Here is a 19597-nt window from a genome sequence, read left to right as displayed (position 1 = left end):
CAGGAAGCGGCCAACAGCCAGGCGCTGTCGACCCGCCAGTCGATCGCGGTGCCCGCGCTGTCGCTGGCCAACCAGAGCCAGCAGAGCGTGCTGCAGCTCCTGCGCTCAGCCCGGCTTCGAAGGCAAGGATCAAGGCGGCGGGGGATACCCCGCCGTTTTTCTTTCCAGGTGACAGGGCGAAACCATCGCCTTTTGTCGGATAGCGGACACATTGATAATCGCCGCTAACCCTATTTAAAGGCACCACCTGTATGAAAGTTAAGCAGTTTTGAAGCCCCGCGGCCTGCGATCCGCTCCCTCCGAGGTTATTGAATGTCCAATGCAGCCCAAGCCTACGCCCGTGCGTCACAAGCGACATCTTCTCCGCGTGAAATAGAGGCGCAGGCGCTGCTGAAAGCTGCACGGCAACTCCAGGAAGTTCAATCCAACTGGGCCGGTCCCGGCAAGGCCATGGAAAGCGCGCTGCTGTTCAATCGCCGGCTGTGGTCGATCTTCATGAGCGCGGCGCAGACCGACGAAAATCCCCAGCCGAAAGAAGTCCGTCAGAACATCGCCAATATCGGCGTGTTCGTGATGAAGCAGACGGTGGATATGCAGATGAACCCGGATCCGGCGAAGTTGAAGTCGCTGATAGACATCAACTGCAACATCGCTGCCGGCCTGGCGGGCCGGGGCTGAAATTCCGGTCGCGGCGACGGAGGAGCAGATGGTCGACCTGATGAGCATCCTGTCGGCCAACTACAAGACTGTTGGGCTGACCGTCCCCTCCAAGACCTCCTATGTGGCAGTCGATTCCAAGCTCTATCAGGGCACCTGGACCGGAAAATACGCCAACAGCAAGACGTTCAAGATCACAGTCTCGAACGTGTCTGGCTTTCGCGCCAAGGTGCATTACCAGAGCGACGCCACCAGCAAATATCAGGATGTGCTGGTCAAGGATCAGTCGTTCCGGATCGGGGATACCAAATTTATCCTGACGAAAGCTGGAACGGCGCTGATCAAGAACGTCGTCACCGACCCCGCGACCGGATCAACCTATCTCGACACGGCCTACGCGACGCAATCCAGCTGATGATCAGACCTTCCGCCTCCTAAGCGCTGCGGTCGGTGGCGCGCAGACGCGTCGGCGCCTCTTTGGTCAGGTCGAGCGCGTGGAAATAGGCGCGGCGGCGCAGCACCGCTTCGTCGGGAAACTGTTTCACCACCTGGCTCGTCCGGTTGTCCACGACCTGATAGACGACCGCGGCGGCGTCGCGGTCGATGAACACCTGGTTCGATAGCGAACCATTCGATAGCGAATCATTCGAAAGCGAAACGGTGACGGCGTCGGAATCGCTGGCGGCGCGCGAACTCGCGTCCGTTGCCGTGACGCTCTGGCTCGCCGGCAGATCGGTCTTGACGGCATGCTGGGCCGCATCGTTCACGGGCTGAACAATCGGTGCGGCGACCGGTGCCCCCACCGGCTTGATGCTGAAATCTGTACTCATGGTGCCTCCTAGCGCGACGGCACTAGCTTGCTCGAGTCAAATCCCAACCCCTCTCGGACCGCAACTATACGGGGCACCTCTCAACGCGGAGTTAGAGAACGCGCTGAATGCCGCGCTGACGCCTGCGCACGAATTTTATGAAAAATGTAAATGTTGGATCAGAGCGAACGGCTGACCGCCAGCGGCGTGATGTGGCGCGGTCCCGGCGTCGCGCGCTGTCCGGCGGCGGTGTAGGTATTGGGGATGTTGCGGCGCTGGATCTCGGCGTTGACGCCGCGCACGATGCCTTCGGAAACCGCATGCGCGGTCGCAAGCACGGTGAGATTGATCTGCAGCATGGCGCGGAAGGTGTCGTGATGGCGCCGCAGCGCGGTCAGCAATTCAGGCGATACCTGCGCCAGATAGTTTTGCCCCGTTCTCAGATTTTCCAGCGCAATCATATAGCGGCGTGACAGTCCGGACTTCTCCTCCGCCAGCATCATCGCCTCGCGCACCTTGCCGGCGCGGACCAGTTCGGTCTCGCGCTCGATGATGCCGAGCAGCGCGCTCATCACGTCCATCAGCTCTTCAGCAAGCCTGCGGGCCTCGACGGGTGTGGAAATCACAGCCTTCGGCGCCGCAATCGGTGCGGGGGCCGGCCTTGGTTGAGGGCGTTGATTCATGTCGGGCTCCCTTTGGATCAGCCGGCGCGGTTGGCTTGCTGCAGGATCAGCGTGCGGAACACGTCGTTGGAAATCCCGACGCCGCCGGCTTTCGCGAACGATTTCGAATATTCGTCCGTCAGCATCGAGCGCCACACTCCGGTGCCCGGCGTATCGCCGAACGGGCCGTCGCCCTTGATGCCGCTGGTCATCTGCGAAAACATCGAATTCAGGAACATCGCTTCGAAGTCGGTCGCCGTCGCCTTGGCCTTGGCTTGCGCCTGCGGCGAGACCTTGCTCAGCGCCTCTGCGAACTGCGGATCCACACGGCCGTTGAACATCGGCATGACCGCTTTCGCGGGCATGCTGCCGGCGGTGCTGCTGACCAGGCTGCTCTGCATCACATCACCTCGATGTCGGCCTGGATCGCGCCGGCGGCCTTGATCGCCTGCAGGATGCCGATCAGGTCGCGCGGCCCGATGCCGAGGCCATTGAGGCCGTCGACGAGCTGCTGCAGCGAGACGCCGTCTTTCACGACCGCCAATTTCTTGCCGTCCTCGGAGACGCTGACGCTGCTGCGCGGCGTCACCACGGTTCGGCCCCGCGACAGCGGATTGGGCTGGCTGACCTGCGGGCTTTCCGAAATCGTCACGGTGAGATTGCCTTGCGCCACCGCGACGGTGGCGACGCGGACGTCGCGGCCCATCACGATGATGCCGGAGCGTTCGTCGATCACGATCTTGGCGGCGAGATCCGGCTCGACCTGCAACTGCTCGATCTCGGTCAGGAAGGCGACGACGTTGCCCTTGAATTCGGCGGGAATCGCCAGCTGCACCGTGGAGGGATCGATCGGCTCGGCGGTCTTGACGCCGAGATAGTCGTTGACCGCGGCCGCAATGCGCTTGGCGGTGGTGAAGTCGGCGTTGCGCAGCGCCAGCCGCACATTGGGCAGGCGATTGAGCGCGAACTCGATCTCGCGTTCGATGATGGCGCCGTTGGCGATGCGGCCGACCGTCGGCACGCCGCGGGTGACACTGGCAGCGGCGCCTTCGGCCTGGAAGCCACCGATCGCAAGCGAGCCTTGCGCCACCGCATAGACGTTGCCGTCGGCGCCGAGCAGGGGGGTGACGAGCAGGGTGCCGCCCATGAGATTTTTGGCATCGCCGAGGGCGGAGACGGTGACGTCCATCCGGGTGCCCTGGGTGCCGAACGCCGGCAGATTGCCGGTGACCATGACGGCGGCGACGTTGCCGGTGCGGATGGTGGCGCCGCGGATGTTGACGCCCATGCGTTCCAGCATCGCCTGCAGCGATTGCTTGGTGAAGGGAATGTTGTTCAGCGTGTCGCCGGTGCCGTTGAGGCCGACGACGAGGCCGTAGCCAATCAGCTGGTTCTGCCGCACGCCTTCGATATTGGCGAGGTCCTTGATCCGCGAGGTCGCACTTGCGGACATGGCCGACAGCGCCAGCGCCAACAGCGCGGCGCAGGCCAGCCGAAATACTCTTGCCGTACGGATGCCGGGCATCCTGTGCTCCCCTTTGGGTCTTCCAGCGGACCGCGCGACACTCCCATGACGGCGATCCAGCATTAACTATGCGAGATCGGTGCCACGTCGCGCCGCGCAGGCAATGTATTGATATATTTATGGAAATTGTCGCGAGCTGGTTTGGCTCCGGTTGGCCAGCACGCGCGAAACTGCCGCCTGGCGGCAGATTTTGCCGGGTCGTTTACGCGCCATTAACCATAACAAGGCGAAGCTCTCGCCACTCCATCCTGCGGGATCATGACCATGCGCATCTACGGACCGAACGGCACCACGCTTGGATCGCCCGCGAGTAACACGCGGCGAACCAGTTCGACCGGCTTTTCGCTGCCGGATGCGCCGGCCGTGCCCGAGGAGACCCGTTCCGCCACTGCGCCGAAAGCCGCCACCAGCCTCGACGGGCTGCTGGCCTTGCAGGGCATCGAGGATCCGACCGAACGCCGCAAGCGCTCGGTCGCGCGCGGCAAGGGCGCGCTCGACGTGCTCGACGACCTCAAGCTCGGGCTGCTGTCCGGCAATCTCAATGCCTCCACCGTCAACCGGCTGCGCGATGCCGCCGCCAATCTGAAATCCTCCTCCGGCGATCCCGGCCTCGATGCGGTACTGTCCGAGATCGAGCTGCGCGTCGAAGTCGAACTCGCCAAGGCCGGGCAGGTCTAGCAGTTTGCGGAAAAAGAGTTTTCATGGAGGCCATGAGCAACTTTGATTCAAGAACCGAGCGCGAAACGCACGATAGATTCAAGAAACGGCCGTTTTTCGATTCGATTGTTGCTCAACGTCACATCTATTCTGAGTTTTTCAGCAAACTGCTAGATCGATCCTGCATTTCATGGCCTCATGGTTCTCCCGGCGATGCGAAGCATCGTCCGGAGACGCGCGGCGTTGCCGCGCTCCTTACCATGAGGGTCTCAGACCTCATTCTGAGGAGCGCTGCGACAGCAGCGCGACTCGAAGGATGAAGCCACAGAGCCGGAAGATGCCCTCTCCCGACACATCGTCTCACGCCGCGGCCTGCTTGCGCTGTGCGTCGTAGCGCCGTTGCGCATTCAAAACTTCCTTCAGGTTGCTTTCCGCCCAGTCGCGCAACGGATCGACCGCGCCGGCCAGCGTGGTGCCGAGCGGCGTGATCGAATATTCCACCGTCACCGGCACGGTCGCGATCGCGCGGCGGCGGATCAGTCCGTCGCGCTCGAGACTCTTCAGCACCTGCGACAGCATTTTTTGCGAGATGCCCTCGATCGCGCGGCGGAGCGCATTGAAGCGCATCGGCTCGTCGCGCACGAGCAGCAGGATCAGCACCGCCCATTTGTCGCCGACGCGATCCAGGATCTGGCGCGTCGGGCAATCGGCCGAATAGGCGTTGGCGACTTTCATCATCGTTCTCCTGATAGTTCTCTTTGGCGGTTACTCCGGCGTAATCAGGTGACCCCAAAGTGCTCTCTTAACACTTACACGCTTTTCGCTATCTAGTCTCCATTGGATACCATACCCCCCAAGGAGACCTTCATGAAAATCGCCGTCGTCGGCGCCTCCGGCAATGCCGGTTCGCGTATCACCGCCGAACTCGCCCGCCGTGGCCACAGCGTGACCGCCATCGCCCGTAACCCCGAAAAGATCGCCGCCCAGGCCAATGTCACGGCGAAGAAGGGCGACGTGCTGGACCAGGCCGGCCTTGCCCAGCTTCTGGCCAGGCATGACGCCGCGATCAGTTCGGTGCATTTCCTCGATAGCGACCCGGCCAAACTGATCGGAGCTGCCCGCGATTCCAGAGTCGGCCGCTACCTCGTCGTCGGCGGCGCCGGCAGCCTGGAAGTGGCCCCCGGCGTCCGGCTGGTGACGACGGCGGGCTTTCCGGCCCAGTACAAGGCCGAGGCCGAGAAGGGGGCGCTCTTCCTCGACCTGTTGGGGAAGGAAAAGGAGCTGAACTGGACCTTCCTGTCGCCCTCGGCCGTGTTCACCGCAGGCGAGCGGACCGGCAAGTTCCGGCTCGGGACCAACCAGCTTTTGACCGCCGCCGACGGGAAAAGCTGGATCTCCTTCGAGGACTTCGCAGTTGCACTCGCCGACGAAATCGAGCGTCCGGCCCATATCCGCCAGCGCTTTACGGTCGGCTATTAGGGCGCCGGGAACCAGATCCGGCCCGCCCCGGACGGGCCGGCGACGATTGTCTGTGCAAGGCCATGGGGAGGTACCTCCTTTCCCCAGCGGCCGATATTGTCTGTCACAACCCGCCGCTATATAAGGCGCGCGCGGACGGACCTTTTTGCCCGCCGCCTTGTACGTGAAGATGGGCTGGCCTTGGAAAAGTTGAAGAATTATCGACCCTCCGAAAAAGAGCCTTTCATGAACGAGCGCCAGCGCGATTATTTTCGCGCAAAGCTTCTGGCGTGGAAGGACGAGATCCTGAGGGAATCGAAGATCACGCTGCAGACCCTGCAGGAAGAGAACGTCAATCATCCCGATCTCGCTGATCGCGCCTCTTCCGAAACCGATCGCGCCATCGAACTGCGCGCCCGCGACCGCCAGCGCAAGTTGATCTCCAAGATCGACGCCGCGCTGCAGCGCATCGAGGACAACACCTACGGCTATTGCGAGGAGACCGGGGAACCGATCTCGCTGAAGCGGCTGGAAGCCCGCCCCATCGCAACGCTGTCGGTGGAAGCGCAGGAACGCCACGAGAAACGCGAGAAGGTTTACAGGGACGAGTAGGGCGTGACCGCCGCGTGCGGTCATTTTGTTGTGTAGAACGGAAGGCTGCCGCTGATGGACAACAATCTCGCGGCCGCGAAAGTCATCGCGAGCGCCCGCCGCAAGCGGACGAAGCTCGATTCGCTCCCGCCTGACATCGCGCCGCGCGACGAGGCGGAAGGCTACCAGATCCAGCGCGCGGTCCACGACCTGCTGCTGCCGCAGTTCGGCGCCATGGTCGGCTACAAGATCGGCTGCACCAGCGCGGTGATGCAGCGATATCTCGACATCCCCCATCCCTGCAGCGGCGGCGTGTTCGCCAAGGGCGTCTACGAGAGCGGCGCGCAGCTCAAGGCCGGCGACTACATCCAGGTCGGCGTCGAATGCGAGATCGCGGTGCGGCTGGCGCGCGATCTGACGCCATCGGAAGCGCCGTTCACCGCCGAATGGGTGCACGAGGCGGTCGAGGCCTATCACCCCGCGATCGAGATCGTCGACGACCGTTACGTCAAATGGGAAACCATTGGCGCGCCGACCCTGGTGGCGGATGATTTCTTCGGCGCCGGCTGCGTGCTCGGCCAACCCGTCGCGCGATCGGCCGCGCCTGATCTCCTCAACGTCGTCGGCCGCGCCGTCATCAACGGCAAGGAAGCCGGCCGCGGCACCGGCGCCGACGTGCTCGGCCATCCGCACAACGCACTCGCCTGGCTCGCCAATCATCTGGCCGCCGATGGCCGCGGTTTGCATGCCGGGCAGATCGTGCTCACCGGAAGCCTGGTGAAGACGGTGTGGCTCAACGCCGGCGACAGCGTCGTGATAGAGCTGTCGGGGCTCGGCAACGTCGCCGCCGATTTTCGGGATTGAGAAAACGCATGAAAGCGCAGGAGAGCGTTCCGTCGGTGCGCGAAGAGGATGCCGCCGGCGAAATCGCTGAAATTTTCTCGGACATCCGAAAGGTGCTCGGTACCAGCGTCGTCAATCTGATCTGGCGCAATCTCGCGACCATGCCGGGCGCGCTGCCGTGGACCTGGTCGACGCTGCGCCCGCTCTATCTGGGCGACGCGCCGCTGCATGCCGAGGCAGTCCGGCGCACGATCGCGTTGCCGGACCTGCCCGGCTTCTCCGAGGATACCTTGCTCGCCGCCGGCATTTTGCCGCCGGACCAGATCATCATCCGGCAGGTGCTGGACAGCTATCAGTACACCAACGCGCTGGCGCTCGTGGTGTTGTCGGCGCTGCTGGCGCGCTTCGAACCGAAAACGGCCGAACCCGTGCAACCGGCAACCGCCGCGCCAAAACCGTTGGGCGTGAAAATACCCGAACTGCCGCCGATGGACGCGCTCGACCCCGAGGTGGCGCGGCTGGTCGCTGAATTGAACGGCTTTGGCGAAGACACAAAACCGCAGCTGATCGCCAGCATGTACCGCCATCTGGCCTATTGGCCGGCCTATCTCGCACTGGTCCGGACCATACTGGTGCCGCCGCATGCCGACGGCCGGCTGCTCGCGCTGACCAACGCCACCCGCGCGCTGGGCCATGCCCATGGTCAGATGCTCGCCGCGCAATTGAAGCCTGCCGCGCCGCCCGACACGCTCGCGGATGCGCTCGCCTCCTGCCGCCTGTTCGTCGAGCATCCGATTGCGCGCATGACCGGGCTCTGCGCGTTGATCCGCCGCGCTACGCCGGCATGATGGCGGATTGATATTCTCAATCGATCAATTTCACCTTGCCGTCGCCGAGGCGATAGACGCCGCCGACGATCTTGATTTTGCCGTCCGCGACCGCGGCATTGAGAATCGGCGTCGCCGATTTGAGCTTTGCGACGACGTCGACGACGTTTTGCCGGATGGCATTGGCAAGCTTGTCGCCGGGCTTGTCCATGGTCGCTTTCACCGCAGGCGCGAGTGCTGCAACCAGCGACGGCAGATGACCGGGCAGGGTGGTGTTGTCCTTCAGTGACTTGATCGTCGCATCCACCGCGCCGCAACTTTCGTGGCCGAGCACCAGGATCAGCGGCGAGTTGAGCACGGCGGTGGCATATTCCAGGCTCGCCACCGTGTCGTCATTGGCGAAATTGCCCGCGACCCGGCAGACGAACAGATCGCCGCGGGCGCTGTCAAAGGCGTATTCGGGCGCGATGCGCGAATCCGCGCAGCTCAAAATGCTGGCGTAGGGATTTTGGCCGCCGGCCAGCGCTTCCCGCTCATGGGTGAAATCGTGCCGGCGCGAGACGCCCTCGACATAGCGTTCGTTGCCCTTCATCAGGCGCTTCAGCGCCGCCTCCGGCGAAATTTCGTTCTGCGGCTTCGGCGGCGGCTTCGTCTCCTTGGCAGAGGCCGGCGGCGAAAGAGCAAGACCGGCGGCGGCTCCGCCGGCGAGTGTTAGGAAGCGGCGTCGTGAAGTTGTCTCGGGCGCAACGGCGTCGCGGGCATCGCACAGTCGGCACATGGCGGTTCTCCCTGGCGAGAATGAAGGCGAAGGCAAGTTCGAAAACAACGTCAAGTTTATGTCATTGCGAGCCAGCGAAGCAATCCACTCGCTTTAATGGTCGCTACGGTTCTGACCGTCATTGCGAGCGAAGCGAAGCAATCCATAGCGCAGCAAAAAAGAATGGATTGCTTCGTCGCTTCGCTCCTCGCAATGACGGTGAACACGAGTTCACGACCTCGCGGCGCGAAGCGCCCAAGCTGTGCAAGAAACTCCGCCCAAAGAAAACAGAGGGCGCAGGGAATGCCGGGTGCTTGCTGCACCCGCGGTCTCGCGCGCAAAATTGTGCGAAGAAACGCACACGAGCATACAGGTACAGTCGGAGCATTCCGGCATTCCCCGCGCAATGGTTTTACGGCTTATATCGCGCTCTCCCCGGCGACGAATTCGTCTTGTCACCGTCGCCAGCGGATTAAGGTTTCGCGAAAGCCCGGTCGGGCTCGTAAAACCTCCGCCGACTTGACACCAGCAACGGGTGCCAGGACCACACGGTTTTGCCGTACGCCGCAACATCGATCGTCTGCGCGCCCTGATCGCTCACGGAGAACCGCCCTGCGATCACGTCCACGCGCCCGACGCAGCCGCGTCCACCGCGTCCCATCCCAACGACCGTGACGATCATGATACGCCCCTCCTGCGGGACAGGATGGGGCGAGCTTCTACAGCTGATTTGCCCGACAGCGAAAGCGGAATATTTTCTCAAGATGGGCTTGACAGAAATTACTGATTTGCCCGTCGGGCAGTCAGCGCATGGCGATCGATTTGAAGCCGCCGCTACTCACCGGCATATTCCGTCTGCCTGACGTAAGCGTCCGGCACACAGCGACGGACGGATTCGAGGATATTGCCGGCGGCAGACTTCGAGCGATACGGGCCCAGCACGACGACGTTGTAACCGGAAGCCATTCCCTTGAATTTCATGGAGTAGTCGTTGAACGCCTGATATCCGCATTTTGCGGCGGCACGTTCCACGATTTCTCGTTTTCGGCCGGACTCCGCGGTTATGTTATTGTCGCGGCCGATGTCGATTGAGCCAAGTATGATCCACCAGCCTGCTTCGCCCATTTCGGCTTCGGAGGGTTTTGGCGAGGGCGCACTGGCCGCCTTGTCGTAACATTTGAGACGTTCTGCGTCCGCAGTGACACGTTTGCAGCTGTCGAGAGTCGGCGTGTCCACCTCGGCGCGCGCAGGCGAGGCGAGCAACAATAGTCCCACAATCGCGGCAGCAAACTTCATGACGGTCTCTGTGGTCGGCTGCCGAGCGCGAGTGTATCCGGCGAGTGTTAACCGATATCCCAAACGGCAGCGGTTTTGAGCAGGAAAGCTGACGAAGGCGGCGTGATTGCATCGCCGCGCCTGGGTTCGCTGGAAGTACGCCATTCCCGGAGATATTTGCTGCGATCCGGAACGATCGGCCCGCCAGCAGATTGGCTATGATCGACCCGGAGAATGCAATCATGAGCGATGATTTCCAGCCACCGCCGTTCGTCTATGAAGGGTTGGATCCGGTCCCCGAACCCAAGTCGACGATAGCGGAAGCCACCGAGGCGGTGAAGAACGCCGCCGGCTTTGTCGGCGATACCATCGACAAGGGCCGCAAGCCCGGAATGCCCCTGAGCATCCTGAGCAATATCGCGCGCGAAGCGCCGCTTGGCTCGCTGCTGATCGCTTTCCTGTTGGGCGTGGCCGTTGCCCGGCGCAGGTAGATCGAGACCAGGCGTGCGCGAGCGCGCAGCAGCAGATTTGTGATTAAAAAGAAAAAGCGCACTTCCCTTGCGAGAAGCGCGCCTTGGAAACATTAGTCGCGCTCATGGATGATGGTTTTGTGTTCCACGCCTTCACCGCGTTCCTTCTTGATCACCGTGGTACGATCGGTGGGCTCGCGTTCCTTGATGACGGTGGTGCGGTCACGATCGCGATCCCGATCATAGTCCCGATGGCCTTCGCCGACCGTCACGCCGGCGCCAACCGGGCCAACCTTAACGCCAACCTCGTCCGCCAAAGCCGGGGTAGCCAGCGCGGCAACGGTCGCAATCACCAAAGCGTACTTCATTTAAAGCTCCTCTCCTCATGATGGTGGAAAGGAAATCGCCGGTGCGGCGTGAAGTTCCTGCGACGACAGCAAAATGTAGCGGGAACTATTTTCGGTTTCGAAATCCCGACGAAGGATCAATCGCCCGAACCGATCTGCAATTCCAGCAGCGCCAAGCGTTGCAGCACGGATGCATTGCGCTCGCCGTCCCTGGTCTCGCGAAGGATCGTCTCCGCCAGTCGATGCACGTGATGCGAACTCACCGGTTCCGGCAGCGTCGCCACGGAAGCCTTGAGCGCCGTCGTCATCGTCTTGATGGTTTCCGGTGCGAACGCCGCGTTCGAAAAATCTTTCATTGCGGTCTGGCTCCACGATGGGTCAGTCCAGTGGATCGCCGGGCGGCGTCCTCGGAAGCGCATCTCAGACAACAACCTTCGGGCAATGAGATTGGTTCCGGCCCAAGCCGCAGCAGCCCGGCTTCTGCGAGCCCGGAATCTGGCTCTTTATCGTCGATGAACGGCGGAGTGCGGCTTCAAATCTCTTGCTTGGGCTCAAGCAGCCGGACGTTTCCGCGCTTGTCACCGGTCGCGTCGGCAAATTCTCGATCGATCGGTTGGTTCGATGCCTGGATCGATTGGACTACAAAGTAGACGTCGTCGTGCGCCACAAGCCGCGCCGCGGCTCTTCGCGGGCGATAGCGGCTTAGAGTTAGACGGTCGTTTAGATTATGGACAAAGCATGTTTCGGAATCCCAACGATTCCGTTTTGCATGCTTAGGCGGTGTCCGCTCGACCTCCGCCTTCGTGAGGTTCAGCGGGGCGGGTCAGCGTTCGGATGGCGGTTGGGTGTAGTTGTTCGTTTGTCGGTGGCTTGCTTGTTTTGGGCAAGCCTTAGAAATAGGGGAGAGGCAATGCTTGAGCTAACGCTCGGCCCCATCCCCCTCACTGCTCCGCCTTCGCCGGCTCCCCATCCTCTGCCAGGCACCGGATAACAAACGCGGTCCAGTCCCGCGGCAGCACCTTGGCGATATCGGCCTTGCGGCGGCATTCGAGTTGCTCGGCTTTTTTGGCGCGGCGCTTCTCTTCCGTGAGCGAGGATTGCCGGATTTTTCGCAATGTGATCGGCGAACCGTCGGACTCGAATTGCAGTTCGTATTTCTTGCCGTTGGCGGTGGTCGCCGCACAGGAGATGCTGGAGATCGGTGTCTTCGTGATGATCCCGATCTGCTTGCAGCTGCCCGCCGACGGTTCGGCCGACGGCACCGGCAGGCCGTCGACCCTCGGCCGGTCCTTGGAATTCAGCAGCATCTTGTCGACCAGCAGCTCGTAGACATTGTCCTGGTCCCGCCGGCCGTTTTCGCCGGAGAACGAGATGATATGGCTGGCGTCCCTGGGGTCGTCGAGCACGATGGTAAAATGGGCGCGGCCTTGCTGGCTGTGAAAATAGGCCACCGCCTTGCACGTGAAATCGCGGCCCGCGATCCTGAGCGTGGTGCACTTGCCCGACATCAGCGCGTACATGTCGATATCGGGCTCTTCGTGCTCGGGCTCGGCCGCGACGGGAACGAGCGGCCGCGTGCCGTCGGGTGGCGCGGCCGCCGCCGGAGCCATCGAGATAAAACTCGCAACGGCAAGGAGTTGCCAGCAGAAGCGCATCGTCATGTCCGGTTTGAAGAAAAGTTTCGCGCAGGTGCCATTTAGCATCAAATTGGTTCGCCTGTTGCCTGAAATTCTGGGCGTTTCGATGGAGCCGGGTCCGCCAAAACAACATTGAACCGCAAAAAACGACCGCGGCCTTCGCCAGGGGAGCTGGCGAAGGCCGCGTTGGAACACATCATCGCGCCTAGGTTCGCAATGAGGTGTGGGAGCTCGTTATTGAGTGGGCTTGATCTTATCCAAAAACCGGTTTCCACTTTTTGGGATCATGCCCTAGAACGGCAGCAGAATGTCGGTCACTTGCTGGCCGTAACGTGGCTGCTGGAAGTCGGAGATCTGGCCGCGGCCGCCATAGGCGATGCGGGCCTGCGCGATCTTGCTCGAATCGATGGTATTGTCGCTCTGGATGTCCTCTGGACGCACGACACCGGCCACGATCAATTCGCGGATTTCGTAGTTGACGCGGATCTCCTGCTTGCCCTCGACCACGAGATTGCCGTTCGGCAAAATCTGGGTAACGACTGCGGCGACGTTGGTCTGCAGATTTTCCTGGCGGTTGACCGAGCCCTTGCCGTCGTAGGTGGAACTGGAATCGGTGGTCAATATGCGGCCTGGCAACACCTTTTGCGCCTGTACGCCGAGTGTCTTCGCGCCGATGAAGTCGTCGATCCCGGAATCTTCCTTTGAGGCCCGGCTGCGCTGGCTCTCGTTGGCGATATTGGCCTTGTCGGTAAAATTCACTGTCACGGTGAGGAGATCGCCGATTCGCGCCGCGCGCTGGTCCTTGAAGAAGGCTCTGGAGCCGTTTCGCCACAACGAGTTCGCGTTATATGAAGCCTGCTCCGGCTTCGGCATCGGCATCTGCACCGGCTTGTAGCCGGGCTGCGTGGTCGGATTTTCGATCGCCGTCAGCTTCGGCGTCTCGCCGATCTGGGAGAGACGGTCGATCGCGGAACAACCGCTGGCGAAGGTGCCGAGCGCCAGCAAGGCGCCGGACAGGACGATGCGGTTAATACGGGAGGCTGACATTTACATTACTCGGCTTTTGGAGCGACTGAACTGACATTGGCGACGGCGACAGGGGCGGGGGCGGCAGGCTCGGCGGCGCCGAGCTTTGATGAGGTGGCATCGCTGACCGGCGCGGGGCGCGGGGTGGCGACCGAAATCGTGACCTGGCCGCGGCCGGTGACGGCGCCGGATACGGTGCGCCTGGATTGCAGGTTCGTGACGCTGACGACGTCGCCCTCGGTGCCGTTCTCCATGGCCTTGCCGCGAACGGTGATATAAATCCCGGGTGTTTCATAGATCAGCGTGACGTTCTGGTCGCGCTGCACCAGATCGGGCCTGGCGAGATCGGCGACGCGCAACGCCTGGCCGGTGCGAAGCTGGCGGCGTGCCTGCATGCCGACGGCGCGGTCGCGGGTTGCAGCGTCAACGCCGACTTCGGCTTTCGGCCTGCGCTCGACCACCACGTCGGAGGATTTCAGCACTTCCTTGGACTCGACATTGCGCGCCAGCACCGCGGCTTCCACGGTCTCGATCGCGGTGCCGGTAAAGCGCAGCTTGGTCGGCGCGGCACCGGTCTCGTTCGATATTTCGAGCGTGACGTCGAAGCGGCTGCTGCGCGGCTCGTAGCGCACCGAGGTCGCCTGCAGGCTGCCGGTATTGGCGGCGTCGAGGCGGATATCGCCGGGATCGCGATCGAAGGTCAGGCTCAGATTGGAGGCGTCGCCGAGGCCGTTCTTGCGTTCCAGCGCATGCGCGACCTGGCTCTCGATGTCCTTGCCCTCGAGCGTGCGGGCCAGCCGCGTCACCGAAATCTCCTTGAGATCCCGCGTGTCGACGCCGATCACCTGATGCGCCCGCAATGCGGAGAGCACCTGCGAGACCGGCAGCGCGCCGGTCGTGCCGAGATCGGGCGCGCGATAGATCGCGATCTGCGCGGCGCTGCCGGCATTGTCGATGATGTCGCCGATCCGTACGATATCGCCCGACACCGTGACGCTGGCGCGCAGCACCGGGGTTGCGATGATTTCGTCGCGGGTCTGGGCTGCGGCCGCGATTGCCGAGGCTGCGAGCAGGGCGGCTGCGAGGAGGAGCGAGCGGGCGATCATGTGCTTTCCTCAGCGGAACAGGGCAGTAGCGGATTGCAGCATCTGGTCGGCCGCGCTGACGACCTTTGCGTTCATCTCGTAGGCGCGCTGGGCTGCGATCAAATCGGAGATTTCCGAGACCACTTCGACGTTGGCCTGTTCGAGATTGGACTGCTGCATGTCGCCAAAACCGTCGGTGTTGGCGATGCCGTCCTGCGGCGCGCCGGAGGCCGGCGTATCCGTGAACAAATTGTCGCCGATCGGCTGCAGGCCGGCCTTGTTGATGAAGCGGGTCAGGCCGATCTGGCCGACCGTGGTCGGCGTGGTCGAGCCCGGCAGCGTTACCGAGAGCTGGCCCTGCGCGTTGATGGTGATGCCCGAGGCGTTCTGCGGGATCGTGATGGTCGGCTGCACCGGGTTGCCCTGCGCGTTGACGACGCGGCCGGTGTTGTCCATCTGGAACGAGCCGTCGCGGGTGTAGGCAAAGGTGCCGTCCGGCATCTGGATCTTGAAGAAGCCTTCGCCGCGGATCGCGATGTCGAGATCGTTGCCGGTCGCCGCCAGCGTGCCCTGGCTCATCAGCCGCGGCGTGCCGACGGTTTTGACGCCGCCGCCGAGGTCGACGCCGACCGGCAGGATGGTGCCCTGGTCGGAGGCCTGCGCGCCGACCCGGCGCACATGATCGTAGATCAGGTCCTGGAACGCGGCGCGCTGCTTCTTGTAGCCGGTGGTGCGCAGGTTGGCGATGTTGTTGGAGATCACCTGAACGTTGAGTTCCTGTGCCGCCATTCCGGTCGCTGCGGTATAAAGAGCGCGCATCGGTCAGTCTCCCCTTAAGCCGGAACGTCGGCGAGTTTCTCGATGGCGGATTTGTGCAAGTCGCTCTGCTGCTGCAGCAGCGTCGAAATCTGGGTGTAGGTGCGCGTGATCTCGATCATGCGGCTCATCTCGGTGACCGAATTGACGTTCGATTTCTCGATAAAGCCCTGGCGCACGCGCGAGGTGGTGTCCGGCTGCGCGGCGGTGCCGGTGCCGGCCGAATAGAGGTTGGAGCCTTCCTTCAGCAGCTTCTGCGCATCGGCAAAGCTCACCATCCGCAGCTTGCCGCGGACCGAGTCGGTGCGGCCGATGCCTTCCTGCACCGTGACATAGCCGTCGGCGGCGATGCTGATGTCATGGTCGGTCGGCTGGAACACGATCGGGCCGGAGGCGCCGAGCACGGGATTGCCGCTGACGGTGACGAGCTGGCCCTGGTTGTTGATCTGCAGGCCGCCGTCGCGGGTGTAGCGCTCGCCGGCCGGGGTCTGCACCACCAGGAAGCCGGCGCCGTCGATCGCGACGTCGAGCGGGTTCTTGGTCAGCTCGGTACTGCCGGGTGCGAAATCGTGGAAGGTGCCGCGGTCCTGCACGAAGGAGACGCGGCGGTCGCTGGAGGCGAAATTATCCTCATGCGCGCCCGACCGCAGATATTCCTCGAACAGCGAGCGGTCGGCCTTGAAACCTGACGTATTGACGTTCGCAACGTTGTTGGCAACGACATCCATCTGCCGTTCCAGCGTCATCTGCCGCGAAAGTCCGACGAGAAGCGTATTCTCCATCGGTGGTTCTCCCCTTCAAATCGATCCGTGCGCGGCTCTCCCAAGCTTTGCTTTCGGATCTCGCAAACCGTAAGAGGGCTCTCCCAAGCGCCTCCGGGTTCGCCAACATCAGAGCGAAAGCCGTGCCAATTGAGAAAACGCTGATTTTTGAACGGTTTGGGTGTTTTGCAGGGGTAGACCGAGGGCGGCAGAAAGGTCTTGTTGACCATGTTTGCCCGGCAGTTTTTTCCTAGTTGCAGGGCAATGGAAAGGTTCCGTTAACCATTATTACCCTAGCGTTGCACGTAGAGAGCGCGTGTGCGCTGGCGGCATTTGTATCGCGTCCTAAAGCCCGGCAGGCGGCAATCGCGTTCGTTCTCCTGATGAGCGGGCGGGGCAATGGCGGACAACGAAGCGGAAGGCGCGGCCGACGGCGCCGAAGGCTCGTCTGCGAAAAAGGGCAAGCTCAAGCTGATGATCGCCGCGGTGGGATTCATCGCCATCCTCGGCGGCGGCGCGGGCTGGTTCTTCTTCATGCGCGGCGGTCACGGCGAGGAGATGCGCGCCGAAGCGCTGCCGCCGAAGCCGCCGTCCTTTGTCGAAGTGCCGGACATGATGGTCAATCTGGTCGGCGCGCCGGGCGAGCGGGTGCAATATCTCAAAATGAAGATCGTGCTCGAGGTCAAGGAAGAGAAGCAGGCCGAGTCCATCAAGCCGTCCCTGCCGCGCGTCACCGATCTGTTCCAGACGTACTTGCGCGAATTGCGGCCGTCCGATCTGAACGGTTCGGCCGGACTGTTTCGCCTCAAGGAAGAGCTGACCAAGCGGGTGAATTCGGCGGTATCGCCCAATCAGGTCAGCGCGGTGCTGTTCAAGGAAGTTCTCGTCCAGTGACGAGACGGATGTAGAATCATGGCTGGCAACAACGATCAGGTCGATCAGGACGCAATTGCCGCCCAATGGGAAGCCTCGCTGGATTCCGAGGACCCGGCGGAGGCCGCGGAAGCGGCTGCGGCCAATGAACTCTCCGAGAGCATGGCGCTGCAATGGGCCGCCATGGTCGAGGACGGCAGCCGCGACTTCGGCAACAAGAACTCCGGCGAGCGGGTGCTGTCGCAGGAGGAGATCGACAATCTGCTCGGCTTCACCGTCGGCGACGTCAATCTCGACGACCATTCCGGCATCCGCGCCATCATCGATTCGGCGATGGTGTCCTACGAGCGTCTGCCGATGCTCGAAATCGTGTTCGACCGCCTGGTGCGGCTGATGACCACGAGCCTGCGCAACTTCACCAGCGACAACGTCGAAGTCTCGCTCGACCGCATCACCTCGGTGCGGTTCGGCGACTACATGAATTCGATCCCGCTGCCGGCCGTGCTTTGCGTGTTCAAGGCCGAGGAGTGGGAAAATTTCGGCCTCGCCACCGTGGATTCCAGCCTGATCTATTCGATCATCGACGTGCTGCTCGGCGGCCGCCGCGGCCAGACTTCGATGCGAATCGAGGGCCGGCCCTACACCACGATCGAAACCAATCTGGTCAAGCGGCTGGTCGAGGTCGTGCTGTCGGACGCCGAGCAGGCGTTCCGGCCGCTGTCGCCGGTGACGTTCTCGATCGACCGCCTGGAAACCAATCCGCGCTTTGCCGCCATCAGCCGCCCGGCCAACGCCGCGATCCTGGTGCGCCTGCGCATCGACATGGAAGACCGCGGCGGCAATATCGAGCTGCTGCTGCCCTATGCGACCATCGAGCCGATCCGGCCGGTGCTGTTGCAGATGTTCATGGGCGAAAAATTCGGCCGCGACCCGATCTGGGAAGGCCATTTCGCCACCGAGGTGGCGCAGGCCGAGATCGCGGTCGATGCCGTGCTCTACGAGGCCGATATCCCGCTGAAGCAGCTGATGAAGCTGAAGGTCGGCGACACCCTGCCACTGGAAATGCGTGCCGATGCGCTGGTCTCGGTTCGCTGCGGCAACGTCGTCCTGACCGAAGGCCGCATGGGCCGGGTCGGCGATCGCGTCGCCATTCGCGTTACCAAGCAGTTGCGCAAGCCGAATACCACCTTCGCGATGTTCGAGAAGGCCGACGAGCAAACCAAGCTGATGGAGGCACCATGAGTCATTCCTTTGGAATTGTGATCGAGAGCCTGGTGGCGGTGCTGCTGATGCTCACGATCGGCTATTGCATGCTGCTCAACGCCCGCCTGAAGCGCCTGAAGGCGGACGAACATTCGCTGAAAGCGACGATCGGTGAACTGATCACGGCGACCGAAATCGCCGAGCGCGCGATCGGCGGCCTCAAGCATACCGTTCGCGACGTCAACGAGAATCTCGGCAGCCAGCTGACCGCCGCGGCGCAGATGTCGGCGCATCTGAAGAACCAGCTCGCCGAGGGCGACGGCGTGATCCGGCGGCTGTCCAGGATCGCCGCCGCCGCACGGCCCTCGTCGGAGTCGGCTGAGGCGGCGCCCAAGGTTTCGGCCGCCAAGGCGGTCGCCGCGGCGGCACAGGCCTTCTCCGACCGCCGAAGGGCTGATGGCCTCGCCGCATGAAATCCTTCCGTGACATTCGCGTCATTCCGGTCGTCCTGGTCGCGGTCTTCGGCCTTGCAGTGCTGAAGATCGCCGGCCTGGTGCTCGATGGAGGATATGTCTTCGACTACGATCCGAACTCGACCCAAAAGTCATGGGCACAGGAAACCATCAACTTCCCCGGCGGCCCCAAGGCAAATTCCAGAAACGATCTGAAGGGCGATTCCGATATCACCGGTTCGGTGCATGAAAAGCCCAAGGAAGAGGCACCGGAACCGGCGGCACCCGCGGCCGAAGCGCCCAAGCCCGATGGCGTCATGGTTTATCCCGAGCAGGCCCAGGGGGTGTCGCCGTCGGAGCGGGCGATCCTCGAACGGCTGCAGGCGCGGCGGCAGGAACTGGAGACGCGCGCCCGCGAAATCGACATCAGGGAAAACCTGCTCAAGTCGGCCGAGAAACGCATCGAGTCGCGGGTCGAGGAGATGAAGGCCACCGAGGCGCGGATCACGACCGCGACCGGACAAAAGGCCGAAGTCGAAGCCGCGCGCATGAAGGGCATCATCACCATGTATGAGGCCATGAAGCCAAAGGATGCCGCCAAGGTGTTCGACCGGCTGGAAATGTCGGTGCTGTTCGAAATCGCCTCCCAGATCGCTCCGCGCAAGATGTCCGACATCCTCGGCCTGATGCAGCCGGAAGCGGCCGAACGGCTCACCGTCGAGATGGCGCGCCGGGCCAATCCGGACCGCTCCGCCTCCAGCGCCGATCTGCCCAAGATCGAAGGCAAGATGCTGTCGCAAAAGCCCAATTAACGCGGATATTTAACAAAGCCTTAAGCCGGCCAATTCAAGATTCAAATGCGAAGC

The 19597-nt window shown here is 62.6% G+C and carries 28 protein-coding genes; 13 read left to right on the top strand and 15 right to left on the bottom strand.

Annotation, left to right across the window (positions count from 1 at the left end; all coding sequences use genetic code 11):
- Nucleotides 1–312 precede the first annotated feature (312 nt).
- Nucleotides 313–678, top strand: coding sequence for a flagellar biosynthesis regulator FlaF (gene flaF / locus NL528_RS30905; RefSeq protein WP_309178150.1), 366 nt, complete (start codon nucleotides 313–315; stop codon nucleotides 676–678).
- A 28-nt stretch (nucleotides 679–706) separates the two neighbouring features.
- On the top strand, nucleotides 707–1072 hold the full coding sequence (locus tag NL528_RS30900) for a hypothetical protein (protein ID WP_309178148.1): 366 nt from the start codon (nucleotides 707–709) through the stop codon (nucleotides 1070–1072).
- A 19-nt stretch (nucleotides 1073–1091) separates the two neighbouring features.
- Here NL528_RS30900 and NL528_RS30895 read toward each other — a convergent pair whose 3' ends face one another.
- From NL528_RS30895 to NL528_RS30880, 4 genes are all read right to left on the bottom strand, one after another.
- A complete protein-coding gene (locus tag NL528_RS30895) occupies nucleotides 1092–1487 on the bottom strand; it encodes a hypothetical protein (protein ID WP_309178147.1) in 396 nt (131 codons plus the stop codon).
- Nucleotides 1488–1645: 158 nt separating this feature from the next.
- Nucleotides 1646–2149 carry a hypothetical protein gene (locus NL528_RS30890; protein WP_309178146.1) on the bottom strand — a complete coding sequence of 168 codons (504 nt, stop codon included), beginning with the start codon at nucleotides 2147–2149 and terminating at the stop codon, nucleotides 1646–1648.
- 17 nt (nucleotides 2150–2166) lie between these two features.
- The gene (gene flgJ, locus NL528_RS30885; RefSeq protein WP_309178145.1) at nucleotides 2167–2529 is read right to left on the bottom strand and encodes a flagellar assembly peptidoglycan hydrolase FlgJ; all 363 of its coding nucleotides are present in this window, start codon (nucleotides 2527–2529) and stop codon (nucleotides 2167–2169) included.
- A complete protein-coding gene (locus NL528_RS30880; protein WP_309178144.1) occupies nucleotides 2529–3653 on the bottom strand; it encodes a flagellar basal body P-ring protein FlgI in 1125 nt (374 codons plus the stop codon). The genes flgJ and NL528_RS30880 overlap by 1 nt, the downstream gene beginning before the upstream one ends.
- A gap of 264 nt (nucleotides 3654–3917) precedes the next feature.
- Between NL528_RS30880 and NL528_RS30875 the strand changes: the two genes are divergently transcribed.
- Complete coding sequence (locus NL528_RS30875) at nucleotides 3918–4331, top strand: flagellar assembly protein FliX (protein ID WP_309178143.1); 414 nt, start codon at nucleotides 3918–3920, stop codon at nucleotides 4329–4331.
- 339 nt (nucleotides 4332–4670) lie between these two features.
- Here the strand turns inward: NL528_RS30875 and NL528_RS30870 are convergent, their stop codons facing one another.
- Entirely contained in the window at nucleotides 4671–5045 is a 375-nt protein-coding gene (locus NL528_RS30870) for a helix-turn-helix domain-containing protein (RefSeq protein WP_309178142.1), read from the bottom strand.
- Nucleotides 5046–5177: 132 nt separating this feature from the next.
- Between NL528_RS30870 and NL528_RS30865 the strand changes: the two genes are divergently transcribed.
- The 4 genes from NL528_RS30865 to NL528_RS30850 all read left to right on the top strand — a co-directional run bounded on the left by NL528_RS30865 (nucleotide 5178) and on the right by NL528_RS30850 (nucleotide 8050).
- Nucleotides 5178–5789, top strand: coding sequence for an NAD(P)-dependent oxidoreductase (locus NL528_RS30865; protein ID WP_309178141.1), 612 nt, complete (start codon nucleotides 5178–5180; stop codon nucleotides 5787–5789).
- A gap of 225 nt (nucleotides 5790–6014) precedes the next feature.
- Nucleotides 6015–6380, top strand: a complete 366-nt coding sequence (dksA, locus tag NL528_RS30860) for an RNA polymerase-binding protein DksA (RefSeq protein ID WP_171707889.1) — start codon at nucleotides 6015–6017, stop codon at nucleotides 6378–6380.
- Between the two features lie 54 nt (nucleotides 6381–6434).
- Nucleotides 6435–7223 (top strand): fumarylacetoacetate hydrolase family protein, encoded by a 789-nt coding sequence (locus NL528_RS30855; protein ID WP_309178139.1) that lies wholly within the window; start codon nucleotides 6435–6437, stop codon nucleotides 7221–7223.
- Nucleotides 7224–7231: 8 nt separating this feature from the next.
- Nucleotides 7232–8050: a hypothetical protein gene (locus tag NL528_RS30850; protein WP_309178138.1), complete on the top strand. Its 819-nt coding sequence runs from the start codon at nucleotides 7232–7234 to the stop codon at nucleotides 8048–8050.
- Between the two features lie 16 nt (nucleotides 8051–8066).
- Here NL528_RS30850 and NL528_RS30845 read toward each other — a convergent pair whose 3' ends face one another.
- The 3 genes from NL528_RS30845 to NL528_RS30835 all read right to left on the bottom strand — a co-directional run bounded on the left by NL528_RS30845 (nucleotide 8067) and on the right by NL528_RS30835 (nucleotide 10226).
- Nucleotides 8067–8807, bottom strand: a complete 741-nt coding sequence (locus NL528_RS30845) for a carbonic anhydrase (protein WP_309178136.1) — start codon at nucleotides 8805–8807, stop codon at nucleotides 8067–8069.
- 451 nt (nucleotides 8808–9258) lie between these two features.
- On the bottom strand, nucleotides 9259–9468 hold the full coding sequence (locus tag NL528_RS30840; RefSeq protein WP_309178135.1) for a hypothetical protein: 210 nt from the start codon (nucleotides 9466–9468) through the stop codon (nucleotides 9259–9261).
- A gap of 152 nt (nucleotides 9469–9620) precedes the next feature.
- Nucleotides 9621–10226: a hypothetical protein gene (locus NL528_RS30835; RefSeq protein WP_309178134.1), complete on the bottom strand. Its 606-nt coding sequence runs from the start codon at nucleotides 10224–10226 to the stop codon at nucleotides 9621–9623.
- 77 nt (nucleotides 10227–10303) lie between these two features.
- On the opposite strand from NL528_RS30835, the gene NL528_RS30830 reads away from it, so the two are divergent.
- Nucleotides 10304–10552: a hypothetical protein gene (locus tag NL528_RS30830; protein ID WP_309178133.1), complete on the top strand. Its 249-nt coding sequence runs from the start codon at nucleotides 10304–10306 to the stop codon at nucleotides 10550–10552.
- Between the two features lie 92 nt (nucleotides 10553–10644).
- Here NL528_RS30830 and NL528_RS30825 read toward each other — a convergent pair whose 3' ends face one another.
- Together NL528_RS30825 and NL528_RS30820 are read right to left on the bottom strand one after the other, a co-directional pair.
- Complete coding sequence (locus tag NL528_RS30825; RefSeq protein WP_309178132.1) at nucleotides 10645–10899, bottom strand: hypothetical protein; 255 nt, start codon at nucleotides 10897–10899, stop codon at nucleotides 10645–10647.
- 116 nt (nucleotides 10900–11015) lie between these two features.
- Entirely contained in the window at nucleotides 11016–11234 is a 219-nt protein-coding gene (locus NL528_RS30820) for a hypothetical protein (protein WP_309178131.1), read from the bottom strand.
- Nucleotides 11235–11419: 185 nt separating this feature from the next.
- On the opposite strand from NL528_RS30820, the gene NL528_RS47255 reads away from it, so the two are divergent.
- On the top strand, nucleotides 11420–11584 hold the full coding sequence (locus tag NL528_RS47255; protein ID WP_375143906.1) for an XRE family transcriptional regulator: 165 nt from the start codon (nucleotides 11420–11422) through the stop codon (nucleotides 11582–11584).
- A 235-nt stretch (nucleotides 11585–11819) separates the two neighbouring features.
- Here NL528_RS47255 and NL528_RS30815 read toward each other — a convergent pair whose 3' ends face one another.
- The 5 genes from NL528_RS30815 to flgF form a co-directional block, all read right to left on the bottom strand.
- Nucleotides 11820–12539 carry a hypothetical protein gene (locus tag NL528_RS30815; protein WP_309178130.1) on the bottom strand — a complete coding sequence of 240 codons (720 nt, stop codon included), beginning with the start codon at nucleotides 12537–12539 and terminating at the stop codon, nucleotides 11820–11822.
- Nucleotides 12540–12806: 267 nt separating this feature from the next.
- Entirely contained in the window at nucleotides 12807–13562 is a 756-nt protein-coding gene (gene flgH / locus NL528_RS30810) for a flagellar basal body L-ring protein FlgH (RefSeq protein WP_309178129.1), read from the bottom strand.
- A gap of 5 nt (nucleotides 13563–13567) precedes the next feature.
- Nucleotides 13568–14647 carry a flagellar basal body P-ring formation chaperone FlgA gene (gene flgA, locus NL528_RS30805; RefSeq protein ID WP_309178128.1) on the bottom strand — a complete coding sequence of 360 codons (1080 nt, stop codon included), beginning with the start codon at nucleotides 14645–14647 and terminating at the stop codon, nucleotides 13568–13570.
- A 9-nt stretch (nucleotides 14648–14656) separates the two neighbouring features.
- Entirely contained in the window at nucleotides 14657–15445 is a 789-nt protein-coding gene (flgG, locus tag NL528_RS30800; protein ID WP_309178127.1) for a flagellar basal-body rod protein FlgG, read from the bottom strand.
- Between the two features lie 14 nt (nucleotides 15446–15459).
- The gene (flgF, locus tag NL528_RS30795) at nucleotides 15460–16224 is read right to left on the bottom strand and encodes a flagellar basal-body rod protein FlgF (RefSeq protein ID WP_309178126.1); all 765 of its coding nucleotides are present in this window, start codon (nucleotides 16222–16224) and stop codon (nucleotides 15460–15462) included.
- Nucleotides 16225–16602: 378 nt separating this feature from the next.
- Here flgF and fliL point away from each other — a divergent pair, with 378 nt between their 5' ends.
- The 4 genes from fliL to NL528_RS30775 are packed head-to-tail and all read left to right on the top strand — an operon-like array spanning nucleotide 16603 to nucleotide 19543.
- Nucleotides 16603–17097, top strand: a complete 495-nt coding sequence (fliL, locus tag NL528_RS30790) for a flagellar basal body-associated protein FliL (RefSeq protein WP_309178125.1) — start codon at nucleotides 16603–16605, stop codon at nucleotides 17095–17097.
- Between the two features lie 18 nt (nucleotides 17098–17115).
- Nucleotides 17116–18318 (top strand): flagellar motor switch protein FliM, encoded by a 1203-nt coding sequence (gene fliM, locus NL528_RS30785; protein WP_309178124.1) that lies wholly within the window; start codon nucleotides 17116–17118, stop codon nucleotides 18316–18318.
- The gene (locus tag NL528_RS30780; RefSeq protein WP_309178123.1) at nucleotides 18315–18752 is read left to right on the top strand and encodes a DUF6468 domain-containing protein; all 438 of its coding nucleotides are present in this window, start codon (nucleotides 18315–18317) and stop codon (nucleotides 18750–18752) included. The genes fliM and NL528_RS30780 overlap by 4 nt, the downstream gene beginning before the upstream one ends.
- A complete protein-coding gene (locus NL528_RS30775; protein WP_309178122.1) occupies nucleotides 18749–19543 on the top strand; it encodes a flagellar protein FlbB in 795 nt (264 codons plus the stop codon). The genes NL528_RS30780 and NL528_RS30775 overlap by 4 nt, the downstream gene beginning before the upstream one ends.
- The last annotated feature ends 54 nt before the right edge of the window (nucleotides 19544–19597 follow it).

Origin of the sequence: Bradyrhizobium sp. Ash2021 (assembly GCF_031202265.1) — a bacterium.
Classification (GTDB): domain Bacteria; phylum Pseudomonadota; class Alphaproteobacteria; order Rhizobiales; family Xanthobacteraceae; genus Bradyrhizobium.
The sequence above is the reverse complement of the archived record's forward strand: the minus strand, read 5'-3'. Positions and strand labels throughout refer to the sequence as shown.